Here is a 26,296-nt window from a genome sequence, read left to right as displayed (position 1 = left end):
GCCTTTGCTTTTAACGGTTCGCCATAGCCGCCATTTGTTCGGGGTAACGCCCGCCTGCGACCTTTGCTGGAGACAGCAAATCGCCCAGCTTCGTCACGTCCTCCCTGCTGAGAGAAACATCAGCCGCTGCGATGTTCTTTTCCAGATTGGCTATTTTGGTGGTGCCGGGAATGGGGACGATGAAGTCGCCCTGCGCCATCACCCATGCCAGAGCCAGTTGCCCGGCACTTACACCTTTTTCTGCAGCCATCTCTTCCAGCAATGTGATGAGTGCCAGATTGGCGTCGAAATTCTCGGCTTGGAAACGAGGCAGCGAACGGCGGAAGTCCGTGTCGGAGAGGCTGTCGAGTTTCTTCAATGCTCCGGTCAACACACCACGTCCTAGCGGGCTGAACGGCACGAAGCCGATGCCGAGGTCTCGGCAGGTGTCGAGTACGCCATTCGTCTCTACATCGCGGGTCCACAGCGAATATTCGCTCTGAAGTGCTGTGATGGGATGGGTGGCATGCGCCTTGCGGATTGTTTCGGCATTGGCTTCCGAAAGACCGAGATGCCTGATCTTGCCCGCCTGTACCAGTTCTGCCATGGCGCCAACAGTATCTTCTATCGGCACGTTGGGATCGACGCGGTGCTGGTAGAAGAGATCGATGACGTCGACACCCAGACGTTTGAGGGAGGCTTCGGCCACGGCGCGAACATTTTCCGGACTGCTGTCAGTGCCCACCATCATCTGTCCCGCTGGCTTGCTGGCATCGATCTTGAAACCGAATTTGGTGGCGATGGTGACTTTGTCACGATAGGGCTTCAAACCCTTTCCAACGAGGACTTCGTTGGTGTAGGGGCCGTAGACTTCCGCCGTGTCGAAAAAGGTCACACCGAGTTCGACGGCGCGGTGCAGGGTCGCAATCGAGGCATTTTCATCGGAGGAGGGGCTGTAGGCATGGCTCATACCCATGCAGCCAAGGCCAAGTGCCGAAACCGAGAGATTTTTTCCAAGAGTTCTGTTGTGCATCTGTCTGTCCTTCCATAACGGAACCGCCCGTTATTCAGCATGATGACGAAGATAGCGTGGCAAGACGGCAAAAATAATCGCTGCAATTCTTGTCAGCTTGTTCTATCATTTAGAACAATGAACCGTGTACAACTTTCCCAATTGGCTGTGCTGGCTGCCGTGGCCGAAGGGCGCAGTTTCCGCAAGGCGGCTGCGGAGCTTGGCGTCGCGCCCTCTGCTGTCAGCCACGCCGTATCTTCGCTGGAGGCGAGCCTTGGCCTTCGCCTTCTCCATCGTACCACACGCAGCGTTTCGCCGACGGAAGAGGGCAGGCGGCTGCTGGAAACCTTGGCCCCGGCATTGGCCGATATCGATGCGGTGATCAGCGCCCTTGCCGAACACGGCGGAAGGCCCGCCGGTCCCTTGCGGGTCACCATGCCACGTCTTGCCGCCGAAGACATTGTTCTGCCCAGGCTCGGCGAATTCCTGATGCTCTATCCTGAGATTTCTCTGGAAATATCCACTGACGACCGGTTCGAGGATATCGTCGCCAAAGGGTTCGATGCGGGCATTCGGCTGGGAGAAAATCTTGAGGCCGATATGATTGCCGTGCGCGCCAGCGGTGCATGGCGCGGCGCAATCGTCGGCTCTCCCGCCTATTTCAGCAGGCATCCGACACCACAGCACCCGCGTGATCTTATGCAGCATCGCTGCATTCGCCGTCGGTTCTCAAGCGGCCTCATCTATCGCTGGGAGTTGGAGAAGAACGGAAAGCCGTTGGTCGTTGACGTACAAGGACCGCTGATCCTTTCCGACCAGAGCCTCATACGCTCTGCGGTGATCGATGGAGCGGGCCTTGCCTTCGTGTTTGAGCAGCGCATCGAAGACGATATAAAGGATGGAAAGTTGGTCAGAGTGCTTGAGGACTGGTGCGCACCGTTCGACGGTTTTTACATCTATTACCCCTCACGCCGGCAGATGCGTCCGGCACTGAGGGCTTTTCTGGATTTTTTCCGCGCCAGGGCGTGAGTCAGAATTTGAGCCGATAACGGATGTGGCCGTCGCTCTGGACATAGGTATCGTACAGCCTGCGAGCGCGGGCATTGTCGTCGTTGGTGTGCCAGTAGAGGCGCGACCATCCCTTGTCCTTGCAGATGGAAATGAGGTCATCGATCAATGCCCGACCGACGCCTTTGCCGCGAATGGTGGCATCGATGAACAGATCTTCGAGGTAGCAGTCCGGCGTTTTGACCCAGGTGGAATCGTGGAAGTGGTGAATGGCGAAGCCAACCACCCGTCCATCCAGAACGGCAAGACGCGCAGATACGCGAGAGGTCGTGTCGATGATGCGCGCCCATGTGTGGGCGGTTACATCCTCGGCGAGATCGACATTGTAGAAGTTGAGGTAATCATTCCACAGCGTCAGCCAATCCGCCCGGTCTTCCGGACGGGCATCGCGAATTTCCAGGTCCATTTATGCGCCTGCCTTGTCCAGAAGAGCCATCATTTCGTCCGTCAGTTTTAGCTCTGTGGCGCGCTTGAAACTTTCCAGTTGTGAAAGGCTGGTGGCGCTGGCAATTGGCGCGGTCACTGCCTTTTTACGCAACAGCCATGCCAGCGCGATATCCGCGAGCTTTGCGTTCGTTTCGGCCGCAATCGTGTCCATCGCGCCGAGAATGGCCAGACCGCGTGTGTTGACGTAGTCACCAACCCGGTAAGAGCGCGCCACTCCCTCCGTATCCGCCTTGCTGCGATATTTGCCTGTCAGGAACCCAGCCGCAAGGCTGTAATAGTTGATGACGCCAATGTCTTCTTTGACAGCCAGTTCCGCAAGCGGCCCTTCAAAGCGTTCGCGGGTGTAGAGGTTGTATTCCGGCTGCACAACATCGAAGCGTGCTAATCCTGTTTTTGCAGAGACGTCGAGGGCAGCTTGCAGGTCCGGCGCATCATAGTTGGAACAGCCGATGGCGCGGACCTTGCCTTGCTCTTTCAACTTGGTGAAAGCGCCAAGCGTCTCTTCGATTGGTGTCTCGGCATCAGGCTTATGGGCCAGATAGAGATCGATATAATCGGTCTGCAGGCGGCGTAGCGATGCTTCGACTGCTTCTGCAATCCGGTCTGCCTTGAGGCCTTTGTCGTATCCAACCTTGGAAACGATCACCGCCTTCTCACGGGCAACGGTGCCGCGTTTCAGCCATTTGCCGATGATGGTTTCCGACTCACCCCCCTCATGTCCCGGCACCCAAGCGGAATAGACATCCGCAGTGTCGACGGTGTTGAAGCCTGCGTCGAAAAAGGCATCCAGCAACTGGAAGGACATCGTTTCATCCGCCGTCCAGCCAAACACGTTGCCGCCAAAGACAATCGGGGCAACGGATAGGCCGGTTTTCCCAAGTGCACGTTTTTCCATGGAGATTCTCCCAATGTCGTTTCTGTTGAGAGTGAGGTTAGCAATCGTGCGCGCGCATAACCATTGAATTTCCTTGATGACCGGATGTCGCGTCTGTGATGCAAACAGCGCTCAGGCTGAAACGGTTCGGTAAAAACTCGGCGGCTGTGCATGATGTTGCTGCCAGACACGGCGAAGATGGCGGGCAGAGGCAAAGCCGGACCGCTCCGCAACCGCCTCCATATCCAGGCGGGAGTGTTCCAGAATATCGCGGGCAAGATTGACGCGCATCAGATTGATATAATCGACAACGCTGACATCTGTATGCTCTCGAAACAGCCGGGAGAGATGGCGTTCACTGAGATTTGCCACATCGGCAAGTCTGGCAAGTGACCAATCGGCAGCGGGATCGGCGACAATCACATCCTGCACTTTGTGGACCGAGGGATGGATGTGGTTACGACCGGACAGCCAGGGAGACATTTGCGGATCATTTGCCGTGCGGCGAATATAGATGACCATGATCTGCGCGATGCGGGCCGCAATGGCCGGGCTGGTGAGATTGGAAACCATGTGTAGCAAAAGATCGATACCGGTCGAAATACCGGCACTCGAGAAGCGCTTGCGATCTTCCACGAAAAGCCGGTTTTCCAGAACCTGCGCCAGCGGCGCAATGCGTCGAAGGTCGCTGACGCAATGCGTATGGGTGGTGCATTGATGGCCATCGAACACGCCAGCCTCGGCAGCAATGAGCGCGCCTGAACAGATGGAGACAATCGTGGTGTCGTCTCTGACCGTGCCCCGCAGCCAGTCCGCGAGAATGCGCCGTTCGTTTTGCGCGGCGGGTTGCGCGTGTTCCTGGGAGGAACTGCCGGAGATGATCACCATAGCGTCTTCAGGCAGTGTCTCTGGTAAGGCCAGCAGCCCTGACAGAGAAAGCCCTATCGTGGTGGTCTGGGTGGGATGTGCCGCGATATAGGTGCAATCGTAGCGGATCGCACTCTGTTGTTGATTGGCATACCGCAGAACTTCGAGAGGACCGGCGACATCCAGCAGTAGGGTTTGCGGCGGCAAGACGACGAAAACCGAAATGATTTTGGTGCTGGTGCCGCCGCTTGGTCTCATCATGCTGCTTTCTTGTGCGCGCTCAAAGCTTGATCCACGGTCGCGATACGGGCGAAACGTCCAGACAGAACAAGCTCGGTACGGGTGGCGATCTGTTCAGCGGAAAATATCTCACCGGAAGCGTGCGTCATCGGAAATGTCAACGTCGCTTCAGTGACGTAATCGACGGTGTAGCCGAGATCGGAGCCGTGCCGCGTTGTGGTTTCGCAGCATTGTTCCGTGCGAATGCCGGATACGATCAGGCGATTGATACCGTGTGTCGTCAACCATACATCTAGGCCCGTGCCGACAAAAGCCGAATGGCGGCTCTTGCGGAAGGTGACCGTCGGGGTAAGGCGAATGCCTTCGAGCACTCGAATGAATCCGCTTTCTTCTGCAAAGGCCTTGTCGCCATCGACATGGAATATCTGGATCACCGGAATTCCCGCTGCCTGCGCGCCATCGATTAGCTTCTGCTGGGCGGAAAGAAAAGTGGATAGGCCGCTTTCATCGAAATAGGGCGCTTGTCGGAACGATTCCTGCACGTCGATGACCAGAAGCGCTGTGTTATCATGGGACATTTTCTGTATCTCCGGTTCAGTGTGAATACAGTTTTTCCTTTTTACTTGGAAGGCGAAAGACAGGATATTGCCGAAGAAAGGACGTTTTCAGCCATGATACACCCAGCTGATCGGCTGTGGCGCCACCGTGTTGCCTCGCGGCTTTCGCGTGGTAAGGTGCCGCCCAGAAAAAGGGAGATGAGAATGTTGCGTTTCGGAATTCTATCGACGGCGAAAATCGGTCGGGAGCTTGTCATTCCTGCCATCCAGGACGCGGAAAATGCTGTCGTCACCGCCATCGCCAGCCGTGATTTTAGCAAGGCGCGGGAACTGGCCGACCGTTTCTCCGTGCCACATGCCTTTGGGTCCTACGAGGAAATGCTGGCCTCGGATGTTATCGATGCCGTCTATATTCCGCTGCCCACCGCCCAGCACGTGGAGTGGTCGATCAAGGCCGCCGATGCGGGCAAGCATGTGTTGTGTGAAAAGCCGATTGCGCTCCAGGCAGATGAAATCGACAGCCTGATTGCCGCACGAGACCGCAACAATGTGTTGATATCAGAAGCCTATATGGTGACCTACGCGCCGGTGTGGCTGAAAGTGCGCGAGTTGCTGGCCGCCGGTGCCATCGGCACGCTCAAGCATGTGCAGGGATCATTCACCTATTTCAACCGCGATCCCGGCAATATGCGTAACATCCCCGAACTTGGTGGCGGCGCTTTGCCGGATATCGGGGTCTACCCCACCATCACCACACGCTTCGCGACCGGAAAAGAGCCGAAGCGTGTTCAGGCCGTTGTCGAGCGTGACCCGGAATTTGGCACTGATATCTATGCCAGCGTGAAGGCAGATTTTGGTGATTTCGAACTCAGCTTCTACATCTCCACCCAGCTTGCGGGCCGCCAGCTCATGGTTCTGCACGGCACCGAAGGTTATATCGAGGTCAAGTCACCCTTCAATGCGGACCGCTGGGGTGCCGAAGAGGTGGAACTCACCAACCAGAACCACGGCGTGTCACAGATATTCCGCTTTCAGGATAGCCGACAATACCGGCGCGAGATCGAAGCCTTTACCAAGGCCGCCACCGGTGAGGCTGCGGATGTCGTGACGCTGGAAAGCTCCAGAAACAGCCAGCGTTTCATCGATGCGATCTATCGGGCGGCTGAGAAGGACGGGTGGGAAACGGTTTAAACCACGCTCTCGCGTCGCTTCAGGGCTCGGCGATATCCAAATACGCCGAGCACGAGCGACGCCAAGGACGCGACGATGAAGGCAATTGGCCATTGGATCGCCGGGTTACGCGTCAGTATGAGCGCAAAAAGCCCGGAGCTTACGAGCATGGTGATGCCACTTATGATGGTAGCCAATGCGTCTTTTCGCTGTGCGTAGCGCTGAAACAGGACAAGAGAAACAAACGCGACACACAGGCCCAACAAACGGGCAACAATAATGTCCAAGCCTGCAATACCGATCAGGCCATATGTCGCAAGTCCGTCAAAAGCCACTAAGGCAAGGTTCAGCGCAGTGAATGGCAGAAGTGGCACGCTTTAATTCCGATGTTCGAATTGCGATGCCATCTGCATAACGCAATTTCCACGAACGGTCAGCGCTTACACAGTGCCGAAACGCCGGATCGTTATCGCTGCAATAAAGCCACTTGCGATGCCGACATTATAGCCTGCCAAGGCAATCAACAGTGGAAGCAGATGAAACGCAGGGTATGAGACGATCGCCGCAACGGAGAACGCCGCTACAACCAGCAATCCGACCGCTGCAATTACCATTGCGGAGCGAAAAAAGAGCGCGGTGACGCCCAGTGACAATCCAAGAATAAATACCATGATGCCGCTCCTCCTCCAGGGGGCTTGAGGAAAGGCACCGTCATCCTCAAAAGCCCTTATTCTCCTCCATGCATGCACTCTCAACCCACACGCTAGCAAATTGTTGCAATTTTGTGAAATTTTATCTGACGTGGAAACGCGGAATTGATCGGAGGATGCGATTTGCGAATCGCAGCCCATCGGGTAGAAACGGGCATGAGCGATATTTTCAGCCAGCCTCTCACCAACCTCGCCGAATTTTCGGTGTCGGAGCTATCCGGCTCCATCAAACGCACGGTGGAAACGGCGTTCGACCAGGTGCGGGTCCGCGGCGAGATTTCCGGTTATCGCGGCCAGCACACATCGGGTCACGCCTATTTCTCGTTGAAAGACGATCGGGCCCGCATTGATGCCGTCATTTGGAAGGGTAGTTTTTCCAAGCTGAAATTCCGCCCGGAAGAGGGTATGGAGGTCATTGCTACCGGCAAGATCACCACCTTCCCCGGTTCGTCCAAATATCAGATCGTAATCGAAAGCCTGGAGCCCGCCGGTGCTGGTGCGCTGATGGCGCTTCTGGAGGAGCGCCGTAGAAAGCTGGCCACCGAAGGTCTCTTCGATCAGACACGCAAGCGCCGTCTGCCCTATATGCCAAGGATCATTGGCGTCGTCACCTCGCCAACCGGTGCCGTCATCCGCGATATTCTGCACCGTATATCGGATCGTTTCCCCGTGCACGTGTTGGTCTGGCCGGTGAAGGTGCAGGGTGAGGGCTCAGGCGAGGAAGTGGCCAACGCCATCCGGGGCTTCAATGCCTTGGAGATTGGTGGTGCCATTCCGCGCCCCGACGTTTTGATCGTGGCGCGTGGCGGCGGCAGTCTGGAAGACCTTTGGAGCTTCAATGACGAAATCGTCGTGCGCGCTGCTGCTGAAAGTGAAATACCGCTGATATCGGCCGTTGGCCACGAAACCGATACGACACTGATCGATCATGCCGCCGATGTTCGTGCGCCGACCCCCACGGGTGCTGCGGAAATGGCCGTGCCTGTCCGGGCCGATCTGGAAGCCCAGCTTGCAGGCCTTTCCGCCCGTCTTTCCAGCTCCATGTCGCGCCAGATGGACAATCGCCGGCAGGGCGTAAGGGCGCTCGTTCGTGCGCTTCCGTCGCTGGATCAGTTGCTGGCTCTGCCGCGCCGCCGGTTTGACGAGGCTGCGAGCGGTCTCGGTCGCGGGCTGGAGCTGAATACGCTCAACAAACGCCGCAGCTTCGAGCGCACCACATCGGGTCTTCGCCCGGATGTGCTGGCCCATGGCCTCAAGCAGCAACGCCAACGCATTCAGGAGCGCATGCAGCGCGCCGAGAGTCTCGTGGAACGTCGGCTGTTACAGGCGCAATCGCGCGTCTCATCGTCGGATTCGTCGCTGCGCGCACTGCCGGCCCGGCTCCTTGGTCAACTGGAACGCCAGAGGGAGAGGGTGGCGGGTGCTGCCCGACGCACCGATACTGCCGTGCTGCACCGTATGTCCCAAAACCGCTCCGGCATCGCCGCTCATGATCGCATTCTGCAATCTCTTTCGTACAAAAACGTGCTGAGGCGCGGCTATGCTGTCATTCGCGATGACGAAAACCGCCCGTTGACACGCGCTGCGACCGTCACATCAGGTGCTGCCTTGTCTATCGAGTTCGCCGATGGCATCGTCTCCGCAATAGCTACTGGAGAGGGTGGGCCGACAGAAGAAGGCGTCTCATCTGCGCCGAAGAAAAAGCCCGCAAAGGCCCCGATATCAGGTCCGGCAGGTCAGGGCAGCCTGTTTTAGTCGGTCGTCACTGGCTCACTCAAGGCCAGCGAGAAACGTTTTCAGCAGCCGATTGAATTCTGTCTTGTCTTTTTCACTTATGGCGGCAAGCAGCCGGTGCTGGTTTTCCACATGCGCCGTCACCGCCGCGTCCACTGTGGCAAACCCTTTGTCCGTCAACGCAATCAGCACACTCCGCCGGTCTTCGGGATTGTTGATTCGCTCCACCAGTCCTGCTTTTTCCAACTGATCGATGCGGTTGGTCATGGTGCCGGAACTGACCATGGTCATATCAAGTAATTCGCCGGGGGAGAGGCGGTAGGGCGCGCCTGCGCGCCGCAAGGTTGCCATCACATCGAAAGCCGAAGATGACAATCCGTGTTGCAGCAGAACGGCCTCCACCTCGCGGCCGAGATGGGTGGCCAGCCGGTGCAGACGCCCCATGATACCCATCGGCTCGACATCAAGATCCGGGCGTTCCTTCGCCCATTGCGCCAGAATTCTGTCGACGTGATCATCTGCGGGTTTTTCGGCCATGGAGAAAAGATAGCATTGGGTATCTTGACGTCAAGACAAAAACGCATATTCTATATTTATCTTGATATAGAGATTCTTGAAATGAAGAAAAATTCACACGACATCGCTGATATTGCCTTGACGGCAATCGCCCCGGCCATTTGGGGCAGTACCTATTTCGTCACGACGCAGTTTTTGCCGTATGGCTACTCCATGCACGTTGCCATGCTGCGCGCATTGCCTGCGGGTCTGCTGTTGCTGCTGTTTGTTCGTAAACTGCCCTTCGGCATCTGGTGGAGCCGCGCCTTTTTTCTTGGCGCGTTAAACTTCGCTTTCTTTTGGGCGATGCTCTTCGTTGCAGCTTATCGTCTGCCCGGTGGCGTGGCCGCAACGGTCGGCGCGGTACAGCCTTTGATCGTTATCGGGCTGTCCCACGTGTTTCTTGCACGCCCCATTCGCGCACTGGCGATCGTCGCTGGCATCATCGGCATGGCAGGCGTGGCGTTTTTGGTGATGACACCAAATGCGGCGTTAGACCCCGTTGGCATTGCAGCCGCTCTTGCCGGTGCGGTCTCCATGGCCTTCGGCACGGTCCTGTCGCGCAGATGGCAGCCGCCGGTCTCCAGTCTGACCTTCACGGCATGGCAACTCACAGCGGGCGGTATTTTGCTGGTGCCGGTCGCTTGGTGTCTGGAACCCGCTTTGCCCCCACTCAGTACGGAAAACATACTTGGCCTGGCATATCTCGGCCTGATCGGCGCGGCCTTTACCTATCTCTTGTGGTTTCGTGTCCTTTCACGCATCGAGCCATCCGTGGCGGCATCGCTCGGCTTCCTAAGCCCCGTCACCGCCACGCTTTTGGGCTGGATGGCGCTCGGTCAAAGCCTCGCTCCAGTCCAGATTGCAGGGTTTGTTATGGTATTGTTCAGCGTTTGGCTCAGCCAGAAAAGCCAGATCCCTCGTTAAATCAGGCCCATTCGCCCTTGCGCATGACAGGAACCTTGGAGCCATCTGCTCTGACACCGTCGATGTCGACCTTGTCGGAGCCGATCATCCAGTCGATATGGATGAGGCTGGAATTGCCGCCTTGCGCCTTGATCTGATCTGGCGTGAGCGAAGCGCCATCGACGAAGCACTTGGAATAGCACTGTCCCAGCGCAATGTGGCAGGACGCATTCTCGTCAAACAGCGTGTTGTAAAACAATATGCCGCTGGCCGAGATGGGGGAGGAATGTGGCACCAGCGCCACTTCGCCCAGACGTCGTGCGCCTTCATCCGTATCCAGAACCTTGTTTAGCACGGCTTCACCCTTGGAAGCCTTGGCCTCCTCAATGCGGCCTGCCTCAAACTTCACCTGGATATTGTCGATCAGGGTGCCCTGATGCGACAGCGGCTTGGTGCTGGAGACGTAGCCATCCACCCGTAGCGCATGCGGCGTGGTGAAGACCTCTTCGGTCGGAATATTGGGGTTGCAGATCACGCCGTTCTTGGCCATCGATGCGCCGCCATGCCATTCATGGCTGTCTGCCAGACCGATGGTCACATCCGTGCCGGGGCCAGTGAAATGCAACGAGGAGAAACGCTCGTCATTCAGCCACTTGGAGCGCTTGGCAAGGTTTGCATTGTGCTGCGTCCACGCCGCCACAGGATCGGCCAGATCGACACGCGATGCGGCAAAAATTGCATCCGCCAGCTTCGTTACGGCCTCATCCTCTGGAATGCCGGGAAACACCTGTTTGGCCCAGGACGGGTTGGGGTAGGAGATGATGTTCCAGTTGATGTCGAAGTTGGAAATCTTCTCCAGCGCCGGCTTGTAGGCCATGGAATTGGCCTTGTTGGCGCGCGCCACCTTGGCAGGGTCCGCATCCGCGAGCAGCATCGGATTGTCGCCTGAAATCGCGAGGCGGGCGGCACCATTGGCATAGGCCTTCGCCATGCCTTCATAAAGCCAGCCGGATGCACGGTCGAAATTGGCATCGCTGGCATGGTTGTAACGCGCAAGCGTCGTTTCCTCGTCGGAATAAAAAGCCGTCACCAGACCGCCGCCAGCCATATAGGCATGCTTGGTCAGAAACCGCACCAGCGGCAGCGCCGCAAGCGGTGCAGTGATGACCAGATCCTGGTCTTTCTGCAATTGCAGCCCGACCTTGATGGCAACTTCAGCCAGCTTTTCCAGTTTGACGGGATCGATAGGGGAGACTGTCATGGTACGCCTTCAATGTCTTCATTGCGAGGCGCAAAACATAGCCCATTCGCTGCGAAAGCCAACCGGATTTCTGCTATTCGGTGACCAGGGAAACCGCCAGTGCCTTCAAGACCGCCTGTGCATCCCCCGGTGAAAGGCGCACCTGCAATCCACGCTGCCCGCCATTCATATAGACGAGTTCATGACCCATCGACTGCACTTCAATCGCCGTCGGCACCTGCTTTTTCTGGCCGAAAGGACTGATTCCGCCAACATGATATCCCGTTGCGCGCTCGGCATCAGCGGGCTTCATCATATGGGCAGATTTGCCGCCAAAGGCCGTCGCCAGCTTTTTCATGCTGACCTCACGGTCGGATGGCACCACAACACAGACCGCCTTGCCATCAACCTCCGCCATCAGCGTTTTCAACACCAGATGCGGCTCGGCCCCGATGGCTTCCGCTGCCTGAAGGCCGATGCGTTCTGCATTCGGATCATACTCATAGGTCACCGTCGTGAAGGAAATACCCGCTTTGGTCAGCGTCTGGGTCGCGCGCGTGGTCTTCGACATGGGCCACGCCTAACAGAACAGCGCGGCGTAGAATTCAGGCTTGAAGCCGACCGTTATCTTTCCCTTGGCTTCCAGAACCGGGCGCTTGATCATCGACGGCTGCGCCAGCATCAAGGCAATCGCTTTCTCGCGGTCAAGGTCGGCCTTATCGCCCTCATCCAGTTTCTTGAAAGTGGTGCCAGCGCGGTTCATCACGGTCTCCCAACCAGCGGCATCGCACCACGCATTGAGATGCGCTTCATCGATCCCGGTGCTTTTATAGTCATGAAACACATAGTCGATGCCCTTTGCTTCCAGCCATGTGCGGGCCTTCTTCATCGTGTCGCAGTTCTTGATCCCGTAGATCGTAATCGTCATATCCGTCAGCCTTTTCCATGCTCTCCGAAAGGCATAGCAAAAAATCCGCCGCATTCAAATCTCGGCTAGCTATGCAAATTTGCATGACCAGTCATCCAAATGAGTTCGAGCTAAGCTGCATGGCTTGCCTGCTATATCGTGAGTTGTGCAAAGCGCTTCAAATGCTCATATTCTGGGCAACACGAAGGAGAGACCCACATGCGTAACGTTGCTAAGACATCCCGTAAATTCTTTGGCGAAACATTTGCCGTTTTCGGCGCGGCTCTGGCAGTATCCGCAGCTGTCCGCTCCCACCGCAAGCCAGCTGGCGCAGACCTTGACGCCCTTGGCATCGAACGTACAGCGTTCGACAAGGTTCAGCTCTAAGGCTGACATTTGATGGCGAGACGATAACGTTTCGCCTCATACATATTACCCAACAAAAAGCCGGTCGATGAGTTTTCATCGACCGGCTTTTCCTATTGCAGAAGAGCTGACCTCATTCCCACTCGATCGTGCCGGGCGGCTTGCTGGTCACGTCATACACGACGCGGTTGATGCCCTTGACTTCGTTGATGATGCGGGTTGCCGCACGTCCCAGGAAGTTCATGTCGTAAGGATAGAAGTCTGCCGTCATGCCGTCCACAGAGGTCACGGCGCGTAGCGCGCAGACGAAGTCGTAGGTGCGGTAGTCGCCCATGACGCCAACGGTCTGCACCGGCAGCAGCACGGCAAAGGCCTGCCATATGGTGTCGTAGAGACCGGCCTTACGGATTTCATCGAGATAGACGGCATCGGCCTTGCGCAGAATATCCAGTTTTTCACGCGTCACGACGCCTGGGCAGCGGATGGCGAGGCCCGGACCGGGGAAGGGGTGGCGGCCGATGAAGCTTTCGGGAAGACCGAGTTCACGGCCCAGAACACGAACCTCGTCCTTGAAAAGCTCACGAAGCGGCTCCACCAGCTTCATGTTCATGCGCTCGGGAAGACCGCCGACATTGTGGTGGCTCTTGATGGTGACGGATGGGCCACCGGAAAAGGAAACACTTTCGATAACATCCGGGTACAACGTCCCCTGCGCCAGAAACGCGGGCGCGCCTTTGCCATCGGATGCGATCTTGGCGGCTTCGGCCTCGAATGTTTCGATGAACAGGCGCCCGATGGTCTTGCGCTTCACTTCCGGGTCGGAAACGCCGGCGAGCTCCGTCAGGAACAGGTCGGACGCATCCACATGCACCAGCGGAATATTGTAGTGGTCGCGGAACATGGTGACGACCTGCTCGCTTTCGGCAAGCCGCATCATGCCATGGTCAACGTAAATGCAGGTCAGCTGATCGCCGATGGCTTCGTGAATGAGAACCGCAGCAACGGAGGAATCGACGCCACCGGACAGACCGCAGATCACGCGCTCGGTGCCGACCTGCTCGCGGATCTTGCGGATCATCTCGGCGCGATAGGCAGCCATCGTCCAATCGGACTTCAGGCCAACGATCTTGTGCACGAAGTTGGACAGAAGCTTCGCACCGTCGGGCGTATGCATGACTTCCGGGTGGAACATCGTGGTGTAGTAGCGGCGCTCTTCATTGACGGCGATGGCAAAGGGCGCGTTTTCGGACGTCGCGGCCACTTCAAAACCATGCGGCAATTGCGTTACGCGGTCGCCATGGCTCATCCACACAGGATAACGTCCGCCCAGCTCCCAGAAGCCGTCAAACAGTGGGCTTGCTTTTTTGATCTCGATATCGGCGCGCCCGAATTCCGCTGCATGCCCACCTTCAACAGTGCCGCCCAGCTGGGTGCACAGCGTCTGCTGGCCGTAACAAATACCGAGTATCGGGATGCCTGAATCGAAAACCGCCTGCGGCGCGCGGGGGCTTCCCTCCGCTGTTACGGATGCCGGTCCGCCAGAGAAAATCACGCCCTTCGGCTTCAGTGTCTCGAACGCGTCCGCGGCATTCTGAAACGGGTGGATTTCGCAATAGACTCCGGCTTCGCGAACACGGCGCGCAATAAGCTGCGTCACCTGGCTGCCGAAATCGATGATGAGGATGCTGTCGGGATGGGCTATCTGGGTCATGGCGAGCCTTTAAAGAAATCCGGGGCTTTAGGCAACCCGTGACATGGCCTGAAAAGCCAGAAAATAAGCGGTTGCGCAAGAGATTTAGAGCGAAATGCTTCCGTCTTTTATTGCTCGGTACAGCCTGCCCACAGCATCAGCCAGCTTCTCGTCGATCACATGCAGATACTCCGTCCAGTCGAAGATATGGTGCACATCCGCCTTACCATCGGAGATTCCCCGCAGGCCGATCAGCGGAATATCAAAGCGCTGGCAGGCGCGCAAAATGGCAAATGTCTCCATCTCAACCATATCCGCATCCACCCCGTCATAGGCGGCACCGGAGACGACATTGGCGCCGGTGGAAAGCCGCGCTTCCCCAACGCCGGGAATGCGCAGCGGCAGGGTAATCTCGGCGGGCAGATCGAGAAACGGCGTGCGGCCCTTCTCGAAACCGAAGGCCGAGGCATCCATATCGCGGTAGGAAACGGAGACGGCCTGATAGACCTCCGCCTGCTCCAGCGTGCGCGAACCGGCAGAGCCAAGCGACACGACGAGTTCGGGTCGATTGTCGGCGGCACGGAGATCACTCAGCGCCACCGTCAGCGAAACCGCCGCCTCCACCGGGCCGACCCCCGTCATCAGCGGCTTGAAGCGCGCCTTCAGATGCGGGCCGTATTCGGCATCGGCAGCCATGACGAACAGCAGGCGTTTGCCCGCCACCTCGACAATCTCATAACTCATTCTTCGAAACCTTCGCGGCCCTTCATCACCATTATCGTTCCGGTCATGGAAGCGATCAACTTGGCTGGCCCATCTGACAGCGCATAAGCGCGGCCATCTGCCACGATGATGTTGCTGCCCGGCTTGGTGATTTCACCACGAAACAGAAACCGCTCGCCGCGCCCAGGCGACATCAGGTTCACCTTGAACTCGATCGTCAGCAGCGAGGCATCCGGCTCTATGATCGTATAGGCGGCATAGGTGCAGGCGGTGTCGAGGGCAGCCGCAATCACGCCCGCATGCAAAATGCCGTGCTGTTGCGTCAGTTTGGGGTGAAACGGCAGCTCGATTTCCACCAGACGGTGCTCGATGCGCGATATCTCGGCATTGATGGCCTGAACGACGCCCTGGCGAGCAAAGCTCTTCTTTATCCGCTGGCGGTAATCGCCGGGATCGGTGAAATTCATTCCCCTGCCTTTCCCTGTTTCTTTATCGAAACATGGCGTGTGCAGGGCCACAAGGCAAGGGCGAGCGCGTTTGCTAGTTCAGATAGACGATACTGGCGTTGAGAAGCGTGGCAAAGCCCACCCACACAGCATACGGAACGAACAGCCACATGGAGATGCGGTCGCGCGTTGCTGTCATGATGATGAAGGCGATGACGCAGATCAGCATGGGTACGATGAGGATAAGAGCCCCAGCGGGGCTTTGCATCGTAAAAAAGATCGGCGACCACATGAAGTTCAACAGCATCTGGCTGCCCCACAGCTGCATGCGGCCGCCCATCCGGCTTTGCAGCCATGTGCGTGCACCGGCAATTGCAATCATCACGTAAAGTGCCGTCCAAACCGGCCCGAAAATCCAGTTGGGCGGGTTGAAGAAGGGTTTGTTGAGCGACTGGTACCATTCGCCTGGGACATTGTTCATACCGACGAACGCACCGATGGTGACGACTGCCAAGACGAAGATGAGATAGACCAGAGCTTTTTTCATAGGCATGAAATGCGCAGACGTGCCTTCTGTTCCGGTGTTATTTTAGCAATTTATCCGGCAAGTCTGACGATGTGCTGGTCCCACGCCACAGCACTGGTTTTCGCCGCGAATTGCCCGTCATAGGATGAGGTGACGATACCCTTTGCGGCCGCCGCAACGCCCGCAGCCTCGCGAAGCGTCGTCTCATTGACAACCTTGCCGCTTTTTTCGTCCAGCATTACGGTGGAATTGCCATTGGGCGAGGTGAGGCCGACGATACCGTCGCGCCGGTTGATGGCGATGGCCCCGACATAATTGGCCAGCCGAACGGTGGTTTCCTCCGGCAGATCGATGAAGCGGAGATCGTCGCCCCTGGAAAAATACCCCACCAGCGGCGGCATGTCGTTGCGCGGTCCCTCGTACTGACAGGCAAACCAGATGCGCCCGTCGCGGCCCAGATCGACATGGCGGGTGGAAAGCTGGCGCAAATCTTTCGCAAGCCCGTGCCGCTGGATCAGTCGTCCCGTCGCCGCATCCAGCAGCACCAGCGAAGGCTCCATGGTATCGATATTGAGTTTCGTGCGCCCGAAATCCGGGTGGGTCTCGATGCCGCCATTGGCGATGATGATCATCCGCCCGTCATCGCTGACCGTCATGTCGTGGGTACCGATGCCGCGCGCATCATATTCACCAATGCGCCTGAAGCCATCGCGGGCGTCATAAAGGCCGATCACACCGCGATTGCGGTCGAAGTCATTTTCGCTCGCATAAAGGATCGATCCGTCGGGGGAAAACTGCCCATGGCCGTAGAAATGCCGATTCTCCGGCGTGTGCATGACGATGGGTTCGCGGCGTCTGGCCGGATCGAAAGCCATGAAGAAAGTTCCGGGCCTGCGCGCAAAGGCAACCGTTACACCCGTCGCGCGGCTGGTCGCCATGCCATGCGCACGGGCGGGCAAAATCAGCCGGTCGATGATCTCGCCCGCCTCGCTCACAGTCGCCACGCCATAAGCGCCATCGCGGTCGCGGAAGGCCGAGGCGAAGACCGCGTCCGTGCGCTCCAGCGCATAAAGCGAACGCGGCGCAAGCGATGCCAGAAACGGCAATCCCGCCGCTTTGATAAAGGCGCGCCGGTCGATCAGCAGCCGTTTGTCGCGCGCCACCACTCAATCCCCATCCGAAAAGGAAAAGCCGGAGCTAAGGCCAATGGCTCCGCCGTACTGATCGTTGATGCGGTAGATCAGGTCCTTGCCGTTCAGCAGTAGATAATCGACCTTGGAGCGTTGCTTGTCGTCGGCAAGCGCCTTTTCCACATCGGGTTCAATGGTTCCGGCTACTCGAACCATGGATTTGGCAATGAAGTCGATGGAACTGATGATGGAGCGCTGGTCGGGCGGCAGAAGATCGCTCATGCCAGCCTTGTGCAACAGCGTCTGCACGGCAGACACATTGTCGCCGATGCTCTTCCATGTCAGGCCGGAACGCCAATAGATCGCGGTACGCGGAAATTTGGCATTGTCCGGTCCTTTGTAGAAGGTTTCGATACGCTGGTCGCGAATGGCTTCCGAGCCGTGCACCAGAATGCCCAGCAGCGCCACCAGCGCTTCTCTCTCGTCACGAAATACCGGATTGTCCGGCCCCGGCTCCTTCCAATTCTTCGCCGTACCATCCGGCGCGTCCCAGAGATCGGAAAGCTCCGTGCCGATATTGGCGACATTGCCGGCAATGGCTGCGCCATAGCGGCAACGAAAACCGTTTTTCTCAGCCACGATGTCATCTGCGCCAGTGCCGTAAAGCACATATTCCAGTGCGCCGAACCCCTGTGCAGCTACGCTTTTCGCCGCAACGCCCTGCGGCGTCGTTACGCTCTCGTCTTTTTCCGAGAGATAACGCTGCACCTGTTTCAGGCCAAGACCCTTTTTGTCAGGGTAATACAACACCCGCTCGAAACGGTTCTCCTCAATAACGGGACCGACGCGGACGATCTCGATCTCCGCCCATGCGTGCGTCGCATTGGCAAAGCCTGCTTTTGCCGCTGCCATCGTGTCCGCGGATGGGCTAGCACACAGCGCCTGCATCTTGCCCTCCAGCGCCTTGGCGCTATCACGAAAACCGTCATAGCTAGGGCGGATAAAGCCATCCACGGCCTTTGCCATCACGCTGCGCACCTTGACCGGGTCAAGAGGCGGTGGTGGCATCAGCTCCACATCTTGCGCCAGTGCCGTGCCGAAGCTTATCAGAAAAGCGAGCGGCAGAAGGGCATGAAATTTTCGCATCGCATTGTCCATCACAGAGACTCCAGAAATGTCAGCAAAGCCTGCCGGTCAGACTTTTGCAAGGCAGCAAAAGTATCGCGCGCTTTTTGCGCTTCTCCGCCGTGCCACAATATTGCTTCCGTCAGGCTGCGCGCCCGTCCGTCATGCAGGTAAAAGCCATTGCCGTTCACGGCTTGCGTCAGGCCGATGCCCCACAGCGGATGGGTGCGCCAGTCACGCCCGCTTGCCTCACCCACCTGTTGACCATCCGCTAGGCCATCGCCCATGTCATGCAGCAGAAAATCGGAATAGGGCCAGATCAGTTGAAAGGAATGCAGCGGGTCGTTCGCATCACGCCTCGTCACGAATTTCGGCACGTGACAGGATGCACATCCCGCCGCATAAAATTGCTGCTTGCCGCGCAGTACGGTGGGGTCATCGACATTGCGGCGCGCAGGCACGGCCAGATTTTCGGTGTAGAAGGTCATCAGATCGAGAACCGGGGAGGGTGCTTCCACATCGCCCAGCCGCTTCTGCACCCCGGTCGGCATGGAAAGACAGTCGGGTTCCTTGTCGGTACAATCGCCAAAGGCATTGGGCGCATCCGGCGAGGAAATGCCGATATCATGAGAAAGCGCATTGGCGGCCTGATCCCGCACGCTGGCATTCTGAGCCTTCCAACCGAAGCGACCCAGCTTCAACGCGCCGCTGCGGTGGTCGCGCACCCATGCTGGTTTGCCGGTTTCGCCCACATTGGCCAGAATATCCTCGTCAGCAATCGCCTCGATCAATCCCAGACCGAGCGTCGGCTGAGCGATGCGGGCAGACAGCGTGGTGTCGCGCTCCAGCGGCCCGTAATTCAGTCGGTCTACCCCATAGGTTGGCTTGCGGAGCGATACGGTCTCGCCACTATCAAGCGTCACCGTCTGCTCCTCATACGATACGACAAGCGTGCCGTCGGCCTTCAGCCCTGGAACCGCAAGATTCTGAAGCTGCCCGCCATAGGTCGCATCCGGAAAATTCAAGATATCATGGTCGGCTATCGCCCTCATCTCTTCAGGCGTGCGGGCAGGGCGGGCAAGGCGCAGAAACATCGAAACCGCATCCTCGCCTCCTACCGGCGGACGTCCGCGACCGTCGTTGATATGGCATGTCTGGCACGACCTCGCATTGTAAAGCGGTCCCAGCCCATCCGACGCTTGCGTGGAGGAGGGCGAGGAAACCCACAGCTTCTGGAACAGGGCGTTGCCCAGCTTGAAATCCTGTCCGCGCTCGAAGGTCATATTGGCGGAGGGTTGCGAAAATGGGTCGCGTGTCGCTGTCGTGGTTGCCGCCCCCGCCGACATGGCCTCGAAGGGTTCTGGTTTTGAAAAGTCTGTCGTGGGTCGAGTGACGTGTTGAATGCGCGTTCTGTCTTCGGCGGAAAGGTCGAGCCGCTTGCTGGTTTCAGCCGCTGTTGGCAAACCGCCAGTAACGGCCACGATCAGCAGCGGACAAAGAAAAAGAAGCGACCGCGAGCATGTCATGATGATTGACCGGGAGGGAAGGGGCAGGCCGCGTTCCTCACGCGGCCCGCATAATCGTGCTACTTGAACACAGCGTTCGGGCTATCAAGGCTCTCGGAGCCCTCGAGCTGGATTTTGCCAAGGTCAAGCGCTGCAATCACGCGCTCAATGGTCTTGGTCTGGTCCAGAAGCCCGTCAATCGCGGTCTGCACCACGGCATTGCCGTCCTTGTTGCCTTCGGCAATCATCTGGTCGTAAGCCTCGACCGTCTGGCCGCGTTTTTCCATGGCGTGCATGGCATCCAGCGTCTTGTTCAGCTTGCCCTGCATTTCGGTATCCAGCGTCTTGTCGCTGGCGGCGACCAGTTGCGAAAGGGAAGGGCCGGTCATCTTGGTGCCGTCTACGCGGGTATATTCGCTGGTGTAGGCCGATGCGATGCCGATGGCGTCGTTCAGATGCGAGTTGTAGGTGTTGTCGGAAAAGCAATCATGCTCTTCTTCGGGATCGTGCAGCAGAAGGCCAAGCTTCATGCGCTCGCCTGCCAATTCGCCGTAGGAGAGTGAACCCATGCCGGTGAGAATGGCCGTCAGGCCCTTCTTCGGATCAGCTTCGACGGTTTTCGCCGCTTCGCCATCCGGCGCCCAGTTGCCCGTCATTTCCTTAAGGTCGGCCACCAGCAGCGTCGATGCTGCCTTCAGATAATCGGCGCGGCGGTCGCAATTGCCGCCGGTGCAATTCTTGGTGTCATAATCGGTGTAAGGGCGGTTGCCCGCGCCCGGTCCCGTGCCGTTCAGGTCCTGGCCCCACAGCAGAAATTCGATGGCGTGGTAACCGGTGGTCACGTTGGCTTCCACTTCGCCCGCTTCCGCAAGGCTCTGGATAAGCTCCGGCGTGATCTTGGAGGCATCGACCTCTTCGCCACCAACCTTGATCTTTTTGTTGGCGATGATGTTGGCGGTGTAAAGCTCGTTCTCGTCACTTTCGGTGCCATAGGAGCCGTTAACATAGTCAATCAGGCCTTCGTCCAGCGGCCAGGCATTGACCTTGCCTTCCCATTCATCGACGATCGGGTTGCCGAAGCGGTAAACTTCCGTTTGCTGATAGGGAACGCGGGCCTTGATCCAGGCTTCGCGTGCGGCCTTCAGATTGGCTTCGCTTGGTGTCGCGATCAAGGCATCGATAGCCTTGTCGAGCGCCTGCGCCGTCGTCAGTGAATCCTGATATTTTGCGTAGCCCAGTTCTGCGTAGTGCTTTACCACGGCGGCCGGATCGGTCGCGGCCCGGGCTGGAAGCGCGCTGAACGTAACGGAAGCGGCCAGAAGCGCCGCGCTGGCGCTAAGAACGGTTTTGCGAAACATGATCTCTCCTATCAGCCCTCTCGTAACGAGGCCGTGAAGGCGAGTTCTGAACCAATCACAAACTTGTGTCAAATATTCTAGTTTAGAAGCTTTCCAAGCAGGATGCCGGAATCAGATCCGGCAACCCGCTGGATAGAAAGTGGTCAGGCGGTACGCTTCATGGCGCAGAAGAAGAAGCCATCCGTATCCGTCGTTGCGGGCGTCAGCGTCACGGAATGTCCATCTGTCGAATGCGGTTTGATGGCCTGGGCGCCAAATATGCTGTTCCACCGGTCCAGCACCGGCCGCATGGAAAATTCCGGGTTCTGCGTGCAGAAACGTTCCATCTGGCGCTCGTTCTCCTCGGGCAGAACCGAACATGTCACATAAAGCAACTCACCACCGGGCCGCACGAAGGTCTTGGCCTGATCCAGCGCCTGGGTTTGTTGCTCGACGCGCTCTTCCAGATTGTGCGGTGTCAGCCGCCATTTCGTGTCCGGGCGGCGGCGCCATGTGCCCGTGCCGGTGCAGGGTGCATCGACCAGAACGCGGTCGAATTTGCCGACATAGCTCTTGAGCCCTTCGGCGCGGTCGTGAACCTGCACATTGCGCGTCCCCGCACGCTTCAGCCGCTCGATGATGGGGGCGAGACGCTTGCGGTCTGTATCGAAGGCGTGAACCTGCCCCTTATTGTTCATGCTGGCAGACAAGGCCAGCGTCTTGCCACCACCGCCCGCGCAATAATCGAGAACCTGTTCGCCTTCCTGCACACCGGCCAGATCGGCAACGATCTGCGATCCCTCGTCCTGAACCTCGAACCAGCCCTTCTGAAAGGAAAGCTCCGCGGTCACGTTCGGCAGGCGTGATGGACCTTCGCCAGCGGCGATGCGCACGCCCTGCCGCGCAAGGCGGGTGGCCGCGGCACCGGCGTCAGACAGCGCCTTGATGACCTTTTCTCGGGTCGCTTTCAATGTGTTGGCGCGCAGGTCGAGCGTCGGGCGCTGGTTCAGCGCCTGCGCCTGCCGCAACCAGTCTTCACCGAAGGACGCCTCGAGAGATGCCTGCACCCAGTCGGGAACATCCCCCTGCACATGGGCAGGCGCATCGGACAGCGCGCGAGATGCAAAGGCGCTCAAAGTGGTTTCGGAAAGGGGTTCGGGCGCAAATTTGTCGCCATCGAATTCCGCCACCAACTGTTCGGCGGATTTGCCCCATTGCCGCAACATGACGGCGTAGCCAAGTGCGTGCGCACTATCGTCATCCATCAGCCATGCGTGGGAAAGCTTCATGCGCAACGCGTCATAGACAATGTTGCCTATGGCAGCCCTGTCGCCTGAACCGGCAAAACGATGTGCCAGTCCCCAGTCCTTCAGGGCATCGGCGACGGGGCGTCTACGCGCCTCGATATCCGCCAGTACTTCTATAGCCCCGGCTAAACGCCCGCCCAAACGCATTGTCTACCTCATCATTATGAATGGCGGTTGGTAGACGCGAATGGTGGCGAGGGCAAGTCTTTGCGAAGAATTCGCTCAACAACAGCGGCTTCGCCCGCGCTCTTACTTGGAAGCGATGACTTCGTAGCAGACCTTCGCCGTGCCGGAGCTGACCATGCCGATGTTCTTGGCGGCAGCCTTGGAAAGATCGAGAACGCGACCCTTGATGAACGGACCACGGTCATTGATGCGAACAACAACGGCCTTGCCATTGTTGGCGTTCGTTACTTTGACCTTGGTGCCGAACCGCAGGGAACGATGCGCCGCCGTCAGCGTTGCAGGATTCATTCGCTCGCCAGAGGCTGTTTTGGAGTTCAGCGCATACCAGGATGCGCCGCCACAGCCAGTTGCTGCATTCGCTGCAAGTGGAGTGAGGATGGAACATGCGGCTATAGTCGCAGCCGCAAAAGTCATGCGTCGGATATTCGTCAAACTGTGCTTCCCTGATACTCGGCCCCGCGCCGATAAACTAGGCTAACTGAACTGAGGTGAGTGTAGAGCGAGCGAAAAATGGCAAAAAATGGCCGAGCGCTAATCACGAAGTGTTACAGCTTGTAACATTCGTGATTGAAAGAAGGTATTGAAATTTAAATAGCCTTCGATGCTTCCAGCAAAAATTTATTTAGAATCAACAATAAGCAAGAAATTCGTTGCGCGGGCCAAGTAGCATGGCCTGGATCACGAAATCATGTTGAAATAATTTTCCACCGTATGAAAATTTTAGCCAAATTTGCGCATTAACGAAAGGTTAAAAGGCCAAAATGAGATTAATTCCTTCCTGAAAAGTGCCATTGGAAGGATTTTTCATTGCAATGAAGATGAACGTTTATTCATCTCTCCATACACCATCTTGCCAAAGCTGGCGTAGTGACTGCCGGTAATCCGGGTGAGTGAAGTTAAAACCAAGTTCTTTCAGTTTGCGGTTGGAGACGCGTTTGTTCTCCCCATAAAACGAGCGTGCCATCGGGCTGAGCTCGGCGGTCTCGAATGCCTGCTCTTCCGGCGGTTCGACGTCCATCATGTCTGCCGCGAATGCAACGACGTCTTGCGGCGGAGCCGGTTCGTCGTCCGTCACGTTGAAAATACCGCCTGCATGTTTGTCGATCAGGAAGTCCGTTGCCCCGCCGATATCCTCAACGCGAATGCGGTTGAACACCTGATCTGCCTTGACCAGCCGCCGTGCCGTTCCCTTTTCCAGGTTGACGAAGCCATTGCGCCCCGGTCCGTAGATACCTGATAGCCGCAGGATGCAGACCGGTACTCCTGCCGTCTCTGCCGCTGCTAGCCAGGAACTTTCCGCCTCCACCCGTTCCGTCGAGCGCACTGACACCGGACGACAGGGCGTGTTCTCATCCACCCACGCGCCATCATGGTTGCCATAGACGCCGACGGTGGAAAGATAGGCCGCCCATTGTAAGTCCGGCATCAGGCTCTTGAGGTCGCGCGCGCAAAGCCGCAGCAGCGGGTCACCGGAGGTACCAGGCGCGATGGACTGAACGAAATGTGTCACGCCTTTGAGTTCCGTGCGCAACTCCTCGCTCAACGTCTCACCATCGAAGATGAAGGGTGCAATCGCCTGACACTGAAGGCCGGTCACATTGTGTCTGCTGCGTGTCGTACCCGAAACCTTGGCCATTTTGCCTTGAAGCGCTCTGGCAATGGCCTTGCCGGAATATCCGGCGCCGAAAATCATCAGATGCGACATTTACACTCCTGCTATCCGCCATTCGTCCAGCACATTCGAATCGCTTTCGGGCGCCCGGGCCGCTGCGTAGGTAGTGAAGCTTTTCCCATCCATCAACCTTGAAAGCGCCCAGACCGCCATGGCGCGGACCTCCGCGGAGCTATCTCGTGCCAGTGTCTGGCACTGGGCGATGAAGTCGCTGTCGCCGGAATTTCCTGCTGCAATCAACACGTTACGCACGAAACGATTTCGACCTATCCGCTTTACAGGCGACCCGCTGAAGAAAGTTCGAAACGCCGCATCATCCAGCGTCAACAGAAAAGCGATGGAGGGTTCCTTCAGGTCTTCACGCGCCTGCAGCTTCATCTCGGAAGCACTTGCGGCAAACTTGTTCCACGGACAGGCAGCAAGGCAATCGTCGCATCCATAGATGCGGTTGCCGATCATCGGCCGGAATTCCGGTGGTATCGGGCCTTTGTGTTCGATCGTCAGATAGGAAATGCAGCGCCGCGCATCGATCTTGTAGGGTTCCGGAAAGGCATTGGTCGGGCAGGCGTCGAGACAGGCCCGGCAGGAGCCGCAATGGTCCCGCTCCGCCTCATCCAGCTGGAGTTGCGCTGTCGTGAACATGCTACCCAGAAACAGCCAGGAACCATGTGTGCGGCTGACGAGATTGGTATGCTTTCCCTGCCAGCCCAGACCCGCCGCTGCCGCCAGGGGTTTTTCCATCACCGGGGCGGTATCCACAAAAACCTTCACGTCTTCGCCAGCTCGTGCGGCAAAGCGCGTGGCAATCTCCTTCAGCCGTCCTTTGATGACGTCATGATAATCGCGATTGCGCGCATAAACGGAAATGGCCGCCTTGTCGGGTTTGGTCAGAATGTCGCGGGGGTCTTCGTCGGGGCCATAGTTCAGGCCGAACATCACCACCGAGCGCACGTCGCCCCACAGCGTCTTCGGGCTGGCCCGGCGCTCTTCCGTTTCTTCCATCCAGCCCATCGTGCCGTGGAAGCCGTTGCCGATAAATTCCCGTAGCCTTTCCGGCGCAAGTGGAATGCTGTCGGCAGAAGTGACGCGACAGAGATCGAAGCCGAGCGAGAGTGCTTCTGCGCGAACGAAGTCCGTCAGCTTGCCGGCGCGCAACTGCTGCTTTTGCAAAGCTGTGTCGATGGCGCTTCTCCCGCAATTGATGCGGATAGGAACCCGCATTGCGCGTCATTATATAGCAAGCCCATGTCGCAGGCTTAAAAATCCAGATCCGCATAATGGGACGAGGGCGCGAGACGCGGCACGCGTTCCGCCAGCAGAGGGCGGAAGGAGGGCCGTGATTTGACGCGCTGGTACCATTCCTTGGCAATCGGCGCTTCCAGCCAATTGATCTCGCCGAGATAGTCGAGAATGGAGACTGATGCACCGGCGGCCAGATCGGCATAACTCAACCGGTCGCCCGCAAGCCACGTGCGTGATCCCGCCAGCCATTCCAGATATTTCATATGCTGATGGACATTCGAGCGCGCCGTGCGCAACAGTTTGCTGTCTGGCGGACCGCCGCCTTGTGCGGTGGACATTTGCAGCTTGTGGGCGCGCTCGCGCACCAGCGGGCGGGTCACGTCTGTTTCCATCTTCTGCAAAAACCACTCCGTCAGGCGGCGGATTTCGGCGCGCTGGAACGGGTCTTCAGCCAGCAAACGCCTGTCCCGTTTCAACACACCATGCGTCTCGTCCAGAAACTCTGCGAGAACATATGGCCCACACAGCGAGCGCATATTGTCATCCAGATAGACCGGCAGCGTTCCCGCCGGGTTGAGTGCCAGAAACTCGCGCCGCTTTTCCCATGGCTGCTCCTCGACCAGATCAGCCTGGAAACCGTATTCGGTCAGGATCAGCCGAACGAATCGTGAGGCAGTCGACATCGGAGAATGAAAAAGGGTTGGCATCGGCACTCAAATTTTTGATGAAAGGAAAGGTTGTCTTTATCGCCAGAGGGCGGACAGGTATGGCCTGT

Annotated in this window: 29 protein-coding genes; 5 read left to right on the top strand and 24 right to left on the bottom strand. The window is 57.8% G+C overall.

Annotated features, from left to right (window positions below):
• Window positions 1-10: 10 nt before the first annotated feature.
• A complete protein-coding gene (locus tag ATO67_RS12375; protein WP_067649241.1) occupies window positions 11-1,012 on the bottom strand; it encodes an aldo/keto reductase in 1,002 nt (333 codons plus the stop codon).
• A 117-nt stretch (window positions 1,013-1,129) separates the two neighbouring features.
• On the opposite strand from ATO67_RS12375, the gene ATO67_RS12370 reads away from it, so the two are divergent.
• The gene (locus tag ATO67_RS12370) at window positions 1,130-2,020 is read left to right on the top strand and encodes a LysR family transcriptional regulator (RefSeq protein ID WP_067649238.1); all 891 of its coding nucleotides are present in this window, start codon (window positions 1,130-1,132) and stop codon (window positions 2,018-2,020) included.
• Between the two features lies 1 nt (window position 2,021).
• Here ATO67_RS12370 and ATO67_RS12365 read toward each other — a convergent pair whose 3' ends face one another.
• The 4 genes from ATO67_RS12365 to ATO67_RS12350 form a co-directional block, all read right to left on the bottom strand.
• Complete coding sequence (locus ATO67_RS12365) at window positions 2,022-2,465, bottom strand: GNAT family N-acetyltransferase (RefSeq protein WP_067649235.1); 444 nt, start codon at window positions 2,463-2,465, stop codon at window positions 2,022-2,024.
• Window positions 2,466-3,401: an aldo/keto reductase gene (locus ATO67_RS12360; protein ID WP_067649232.1), complete on the bottom strand. Its 936-nt coding sequence runs from the start codon at window positions 3,399-3,401 to the stop codon at window positions 2,466-2,468.
• A gap of 111 nt (window positions 3,402-3,512) precedes the next feature.
• Window positions 3,513-4,505 (bottom strand): GlxA family transcriptional regulator, encoded by a 993-nt coding sequence (locus ATO67_RS12355; RefSeq protein WP_067649812.1) that lies wholly within the window; start codon window positions 4,503-4,505, stop codon window positions 3,513-3,515.
• A complete protein-coding gene (locus ATO67_RS12350) occupies window positions 4,505-5,065 on the bottom strand; it encodes an isochorismatase family protein (RefSeq protein ID WP_067649229.1) in 561 nt (186 codons plus the stop codon). Before ATO67_RS12350 ends, ATO67_RS12355 begins: the two co-directional genes overlap by 1 nt.
• A 183-nt stretch (window positions 5,066-5,248) precedes the next feature.
• Here ATO67_RS12350 and ATO67_RS12345 point away from each other — a divergent pair, with 183 nt between their 5' ends.
• Window positions 5,249-6,235 carry a Gfo/Idh/MocA family protein gene (locus ATO67_RS12345; protein ID WP_067649809.1) on the top strand — a complete coding sequence of 329 codons (987 nt, stop codon included), beginning with the start codon at window positions 5,249-5,251 and terminating at the stop codon, window positions 6,233-6,235.
• On the opposite strand, the gene ATO67_RS12340 is transcribed toward ATO67_RS12345, so the two are convergent.
• Both ATO67_RS12340 and ATO67_RS12335 read right to left on the bottom strand, forming a co-directional pair.
• Window positions 6,232-6,588, bottom strand: a complete 357-nt coding sequence (locus tag ATO67_RS12340; protein ID WP_067649226.1) for a hypothetical protein — start codon at window positions 6,586-6,588, stop codon at window positions 6,232-6,234. The genes ATO67_RS12345 and ATO67_RS12340 overlap by 4 nt on opposite strands.
• A 66-nt stretch (window positions 6,589-6,654) precedes the next feature.
• Complete coding sequence (locus ATO67_RS12335) at window positions 6,655-6,885, bottom strand: hypothetical protein (RefSeq protein ID WP_067649223.1); 231 nt, start codon at window positions 6,883-6,885, stop codon at window positions 6,655-6,657.
• A 195-nt stretch (window positions 6,886-7,080) separates the two neighbouring features.
• Here ATO67_RS12335 and xseA point away from each other — a divergent pair, with 195 nt between their 5' ends.
• The gene (gene xseA / locus ATO67_RS12330) at window positions 7,081-8,679 is read left to right on the top strand and encodes an exodeoxyribonuclease VII large subunit (protein ID WP_067649220.1); all 1,599 of its coding nucleotides are present in this window, start codon (window positions 7,081-7,083) and stop codon (window positions 8,677-8,679) included.
• Between the two features lie 15 nt (window positions 8,680-8,694).
• Here the strand turns inward: xseA and ATO67_RS12325 are convergent, their stop codons facing one another.
• Window positions 8,695-9,195, bottom strand: a complete 501-nt coding sequence (locus ATO67_RS12325) for a MarR family winged helix-turn-helix transcriptional regulator (protein WP_067649216.1) — start codon at window positions 9,193-9,195, stop codon at window positions 8,695-8,697.
• A gap of 81 nt (window positions 9,196-9,276) precedes the next feature.
• On the opposite strand from ATO67_RS12325, the gene ATO67_RS12320 reads away from it, so the two are divergent.
• Window positions 9,277-10,140: an EamA family transporter gene (locus tag ATO67_RS12320; protein WP_067649806.1), complete on the top strand. Its 864-nt coding sequence runs from the start codon at window positions 9,277-9,279 to the stop codon at window positions 10,138-10,140.
• A 1-nt stretch (window position 10,141) separates the two neighbouring features.
• Here ATO67_RS12320 and ATO67_RS12315 read toward each other — a convergent pair whose 3' ends face one another.
• The 3 genes from ATO67_RS12315 to ATO67_RS12305 form a co-directional block, all read right to left on the bottom strand.
• Entirely contained in the window at window positions 10,142-11,380 is a 1,239-nt protein-coding gene (locus ATO67_RS12315; RefSeq protein WP_067649213.1) for an aminopeptidase, read from the bottom strand.
• Between the two features lie 73 nt (window positions 11,381-11,453).
• A complete protein-coding gene (gene ybaK, locus ATO67_RS12310; protein ID WP_067649206.1) occupies window positions 11,454-11,930 on the bottom strand; it encodes a Cys-tRNA(Pro) deacylase in 477 nt (158 codons plus the stop codon).
• 9 nt (window positions 11,931-11,939) lie between these two features.
• Window positions 11,940-12,287, bottom strand: coding sequence for an ArsC family reductase (locus ATO67_RS12305; protein ID WP_067649203.1), 348 nt, complete (start codon window positions 12,285-12,287; stop codon window positions 11,940-11,942).
• Between the two features lie 198 nt (window positions 12,288-12,485).
• On the opposite strand from ATO67_RS12305, the gene ATO67_RS23275 reads away from it, so the two are divergent.
• Complete coding sequence (locus ATO67_RS23275) at window positions 12,486-12,653, top strand: hypothetical protein (RefSeq protein ID WP_170063850.1); 168 nt, start codon at window positions 12,486-12,488, stop codon at window positions 12,651-12,653.
• 112 nt (window positions 12,654-12,765) lie between these two features.
• Here the strand turns inward: ATO67_RS23275 and guaA are convergent, their stop codons facing one another.
• The 13 genes from guaA to ATO67_RS12240 form a co-directional block, all read right to left on the bottom strand.
• Window positions 12,766-14,343: a glutamine-hydrolyzing GMP synthase gene (guaA, locus tag ATO67_RS12300; protein WP_067649200.1), complete on the bottom strand. Its 1,578-nt coding sequence runs from the start codon at window positions 14,341-14,343 to the stop codon at window positions 12,766-12,768.
• Between the two features lie 84 nt (window positions 14,344-14,427).
• Window positions 14,428-15,066: a 5'-methylthioadenosine/S-adenosylhomocysteine nucleosidase gene (locus ATO67_RS12295; RefSeq protein ID WP_067649197.1), complete on the bottom strand. Its 639-nt coding sequence runs from the start codon at window positions 15,064-15,066 to the stop codon at window positions 14,428-14,430.
• A complete protein-coding gene (locus tag ATO67_RS12290; protein WP_067649194.1) occupies window positions 15,063-15,512 on the bottom strand; it encodes a PaaI family thioesterase in 450 nt (149 codons plus the stop codon). Before ATO67_RS12290 ends, ATO67_RS12295 begins: the two co-directional genes overlap by 4 nt.
• 73 nt (window positions 15,513-15,585) lie before the next feature.
• Window positions 15,586-16,038, bottom strand: coding sequence for a TspO/MBR family protein (locus ATO67_RS12285; RefSeq protein WP_067649191.1), 453 nt, complete (start codon window positions 16,036-16,038; stop codon window positions 15,586-15,588).
• A 50-nt stretch (window positions 16,039-16,088) separates the two neighbouring features.
• Entirely contained in the window at window positions 16,089-17,180 is a 1,092-nt protein-coding gene (locus ATO67_RS12280) for a DUF1513 domain-containing protein (protein WP_425352203.1), read from the bottom strand.
• A gap of 3 nt (window positions 17,181-17,183) precedes the next feature.
• Window positions 17,184-18,305 carry an imelysin family protein gene (locus tag ATO67_RS12275; RefSeq protein ID WP_067649185.1) on the bottom strand — a complete coding sequence of 374 codons (1,122 nt, stop codon included), beginning with the start codon at window positions 18,303-18,305 and terminating at the stop codon, window positions 17,184-17,186.
• Window positions 18,305-19,798 (bottom strand): di-heme oxidoreductase family protein, encoded by a 1,494-nt coding sequence (locus ATO67_RS12270; RefSeq protein WP_082760250.1) that lies wholly within the window; start codon window positions 19,796-19,798, stop codon window positions 18,305-18,307. The genes ATO67_RS12275 and ATO67_RS12270 overlap by 1 nt, the downstream gene beginning before the upstream one ends.
• A 59-nt stretch (window positions 19,799-19,857) precedes the next feature.
• Entirely contained in the window at window positions 19,858-21,135 is a 1,278-nt protein-coding gene (locus ATO67_RS12265; RefSeq protein WP_067649183.1) for an imelysin family protein, read from the bottom strand.
• Window positions 21,136-21,278: 143 nt separating this feature from the next.
• Window positions 21,279-22,568, bottom strand: coding sequence for an RsmB/NOP family class I SAM-dependent RNA methyltransferase (locus ATO67_RS12260; RefSeq protein ID WP_067649180.1), 1,290 nt, complete (start codon window positions 22,566-22,568; stop codon window positions 21,279-21,281).
• Window positions 22,569-22,670: 102 nt separating this feature from the next.
• On the bottom strand, window positions 22,671-23,039 hold the full coding sequence (locus ATO67_RS12255; RefSeq protein ID WP_103087651.1) for a septal ring lytic transglycosylase RlpA family protein: 369 nt from the start codon (window positions 23,037-23,039) through the stop codon (window positions 22,671-22,673).
• Window positions 23,040-23,433: 394 nt separating this feature from the next.
• Entirely contained in the window at window positions 23,434-24,312 is an 879-nt protein-coding gene (locus ATO67_RS12250) for an SDR family oxidoreductase (RefSeq protein WP_067649173.1), read from the bottom strand.
• A complete protein-coding gene (gene queG, locus ATO67_RS12245; RefSeq protein ID WP_067649170.1) occupies window positions 24,313-25,500 on the bottom strand; it encodes a tRNA epoxyqueuosine(34) reductase QueG in 1,188 nt (395 codons plus the stop codon). It lies immediately after the preceding gene.
• A 35-nt stretch (window positions 25,501-25,535) separates the two neighbouring features.
• Window positions 25,536-26,228, bottom strand: coding sequence for a glutathione S-transferase family protein (locus ATO67_RS12240; RefSeq protein WP_067649167.1), 693 nt, complete (start codon window positions 26,226-26,228; stop codon window positions 25,536-25,538).
• Window positions 26,229-26,296 lie beyond the last annotated feature (68 nt).

Source organism: Agrobacterium bohemicum, assembly GCF_001562555.1.
Lineage (GTDB): Bacteria > Pseudomonadota > Alphaproteobacteria > Rhizobiales > Rhizobiaceae > Agrobacterium > Agrobacterium bohemicum.
The sequence above is the reverse complement of the archived record's forward strand: the minus strand, read 5'-3'. Positions and strand labels throughout refer to the sequence as shown.

Bases quoted from the DNA above. Each gene is read 5' to 3' on its own strand.
- ATO67_RS12375 (WP_067649241.1), bottom strand. From the start codon at position 1,012: ATGCACAACAGAACTCTTGGAAAAAATCTCTCGGTTTCGGCACTTGGC.
- ATO67_RS12370 (WP_067649238.1), top strand. From the start codon at position 1,130: ATGAACCGTGTACAACTTTCCCAATTGGCTGTGCTGGCTGCCGTGGCC.
- ATO67_RS12365 (WP_067649235.1), bottom strand. From the start codon at position 2,465: ATGGACCTGGAAATTCGCGATGCCCGTCCGGAAGACCGGGCGGATTGG.
- ATO67_RS12360 (WP_067649232.1), bottom strand. From the start codon at position 3,401: ATGGAAAAACGTGCACTTGGGAAAACCGGCCTATCCGTTGCCCCGATT.
- ATO67_RS12355 (WP_067649812.1), bottom strand. From the start codon at position 4,505: ATGAGACCAAGCGGCGGCACCAGCACCAAAATCATTTCGGTTTTCGTC.
- ATO67_RS12350 (WP_067649229.1), bottom strand. From the start codon at position 5,065: ATGTCCCATGATAACACAGCGCTTCTGGTCATCGACGTGCAGGAATCG.
- ATO67_RS12345 (WP_067649809.1), top strand. From the start codon at position 5,249: ATGTTGCGTTTCGGAATTCTATCGACGGCGAAAATCGGTCGGGAGCTT.
- ATO67_RS12335 (WP_067649223.1), bottom strand. From the start codon at position 6,885: ATGGTATTTATTCTTGGATTGTCACTGGGCGTCACCGCGCTCTTTTTT.
- xseA (WP_067649220.1), top strand. From the start codon at position 7,081: ATGAGCGATATTTTCAGCCAGCCTCTCACCAACCTCGCCGAATTTTCG.
- ATO67_RS12325 (WP_067649216.1), bottom strand. From the start codon at position 9,195: ATGGCCGAAAAACCCGCAGATGATCACGTCGACAGAATTCTGGCGCAA.
- ATO67_RS12320 (WP_067649806.1), top strand. From the start codon at position 9,277: ATGAAGAAAAATTCACACGACATCGCTGATATTGCCTTGACGGCAATC.
- ATO67_RS12315 (WP_067649213.1), bottom strand. From the start codon at position 11,380: ATGACAGTCTCCCCTATCGATCCCGTCAAACTGGAAAAGCTGGCTGAA.
- ybaK (WP_067649206.1), bottom strand. From the start codon at position 11,930: ATGTCGAAGACCACGCGCGCGACCCAGACGCTGACCAAAGCGGGTATT.
- ATO67_RS12305 (WP_067649203.1), bottom strand. From the start codon at position 12,287: ATGACGATTACGATCTACGGGATCAAGAACTGCGACACGATGAAGAAG.
- ATO67_RS23275 (WP_170063850.1), top strand. From the start codon at position 12,486: ATGCGTAACGTTGCTAAGACATCCCGTAAATTCTTTGGCGAAACATTT.
- guaA (WP_067649200.1), bottom strand. From the start codon at position 14,343: ATGACCCAGATAGCCCATCCCGACAGCATCCTCATCATCGATTTCGGC.
- ATO67_RS12295 (WP_067649197.1), bottom strand. From the start codon at position 15,066: ATGAGTTATGAGATTGTCGAGGTGGCGGGCAAACGCCTGCTGTTCGTC.
- ATO67_RS12290 (WP_067649194.1), bottom strand. From the start codon at position 15,512: ATGAATTTCACCGATCCCGGCGATTACCGCCAGCGGATAAAGAAGAGC.
- ATO67_RS12285 (WP_067649191.1), bottom strand. From the start codon at position 16,038: ATGAAAAAAGCTCTGGTCTATCTCATCTTCGTCTTGGCAGTCGTCACC.
- ATO67_RS12275 (WP_067649185.1), bottom strand. From the start codon at position 18,305: ATGGACAATGCGATGCGAAAATTTCATGCCCTTCTGCCGCTCGCTTTT.
- ATO67_RS12270 (WP_082760250.1), bottom strand. From the start codon at position 19,798: ATGACATGCTCGCGGTCGCTTCTTTTTCTTTGTCCGCTGCTGATCGTG.
- ATO67_RS12265 (WP_067649183.1), bottom strand. From the start codon at position 21,135: ATGTTTCGCAAAACCGTTCTTAGCGCCAGCGCGGCGCTTCTGGCCGCT.
- ATO67_RS12260 (WP_067649180.1), bottom strand. From the start codon at position 22,568: ATGCGTTTGGGCGGGCGTTTAGCCGGGGCTATAGAAGTACTGGCGGAT.
- ATO67_RS12250 (WP_067649173.1), bottom strand. From the start codon at position 24,312: ATGTCGCATCTGATGATTTTCGGCGCCGGATATTCCGGCAAGGCCATT.
- queG (WP_067649170.1), bottom strand. From the start codon at position 25,500: ATGCGGGTTCCTATCCGCATCAATTGCGGGAGAAGCGCCATCGACACA.
- ATO67_RS12240 (WP_067649167.1), bottom strand. From the start codon at position 26,228: ATGCCAACCCTTTTTCATTCTCCGATGTCGACTGCCTCACGATTCGTT.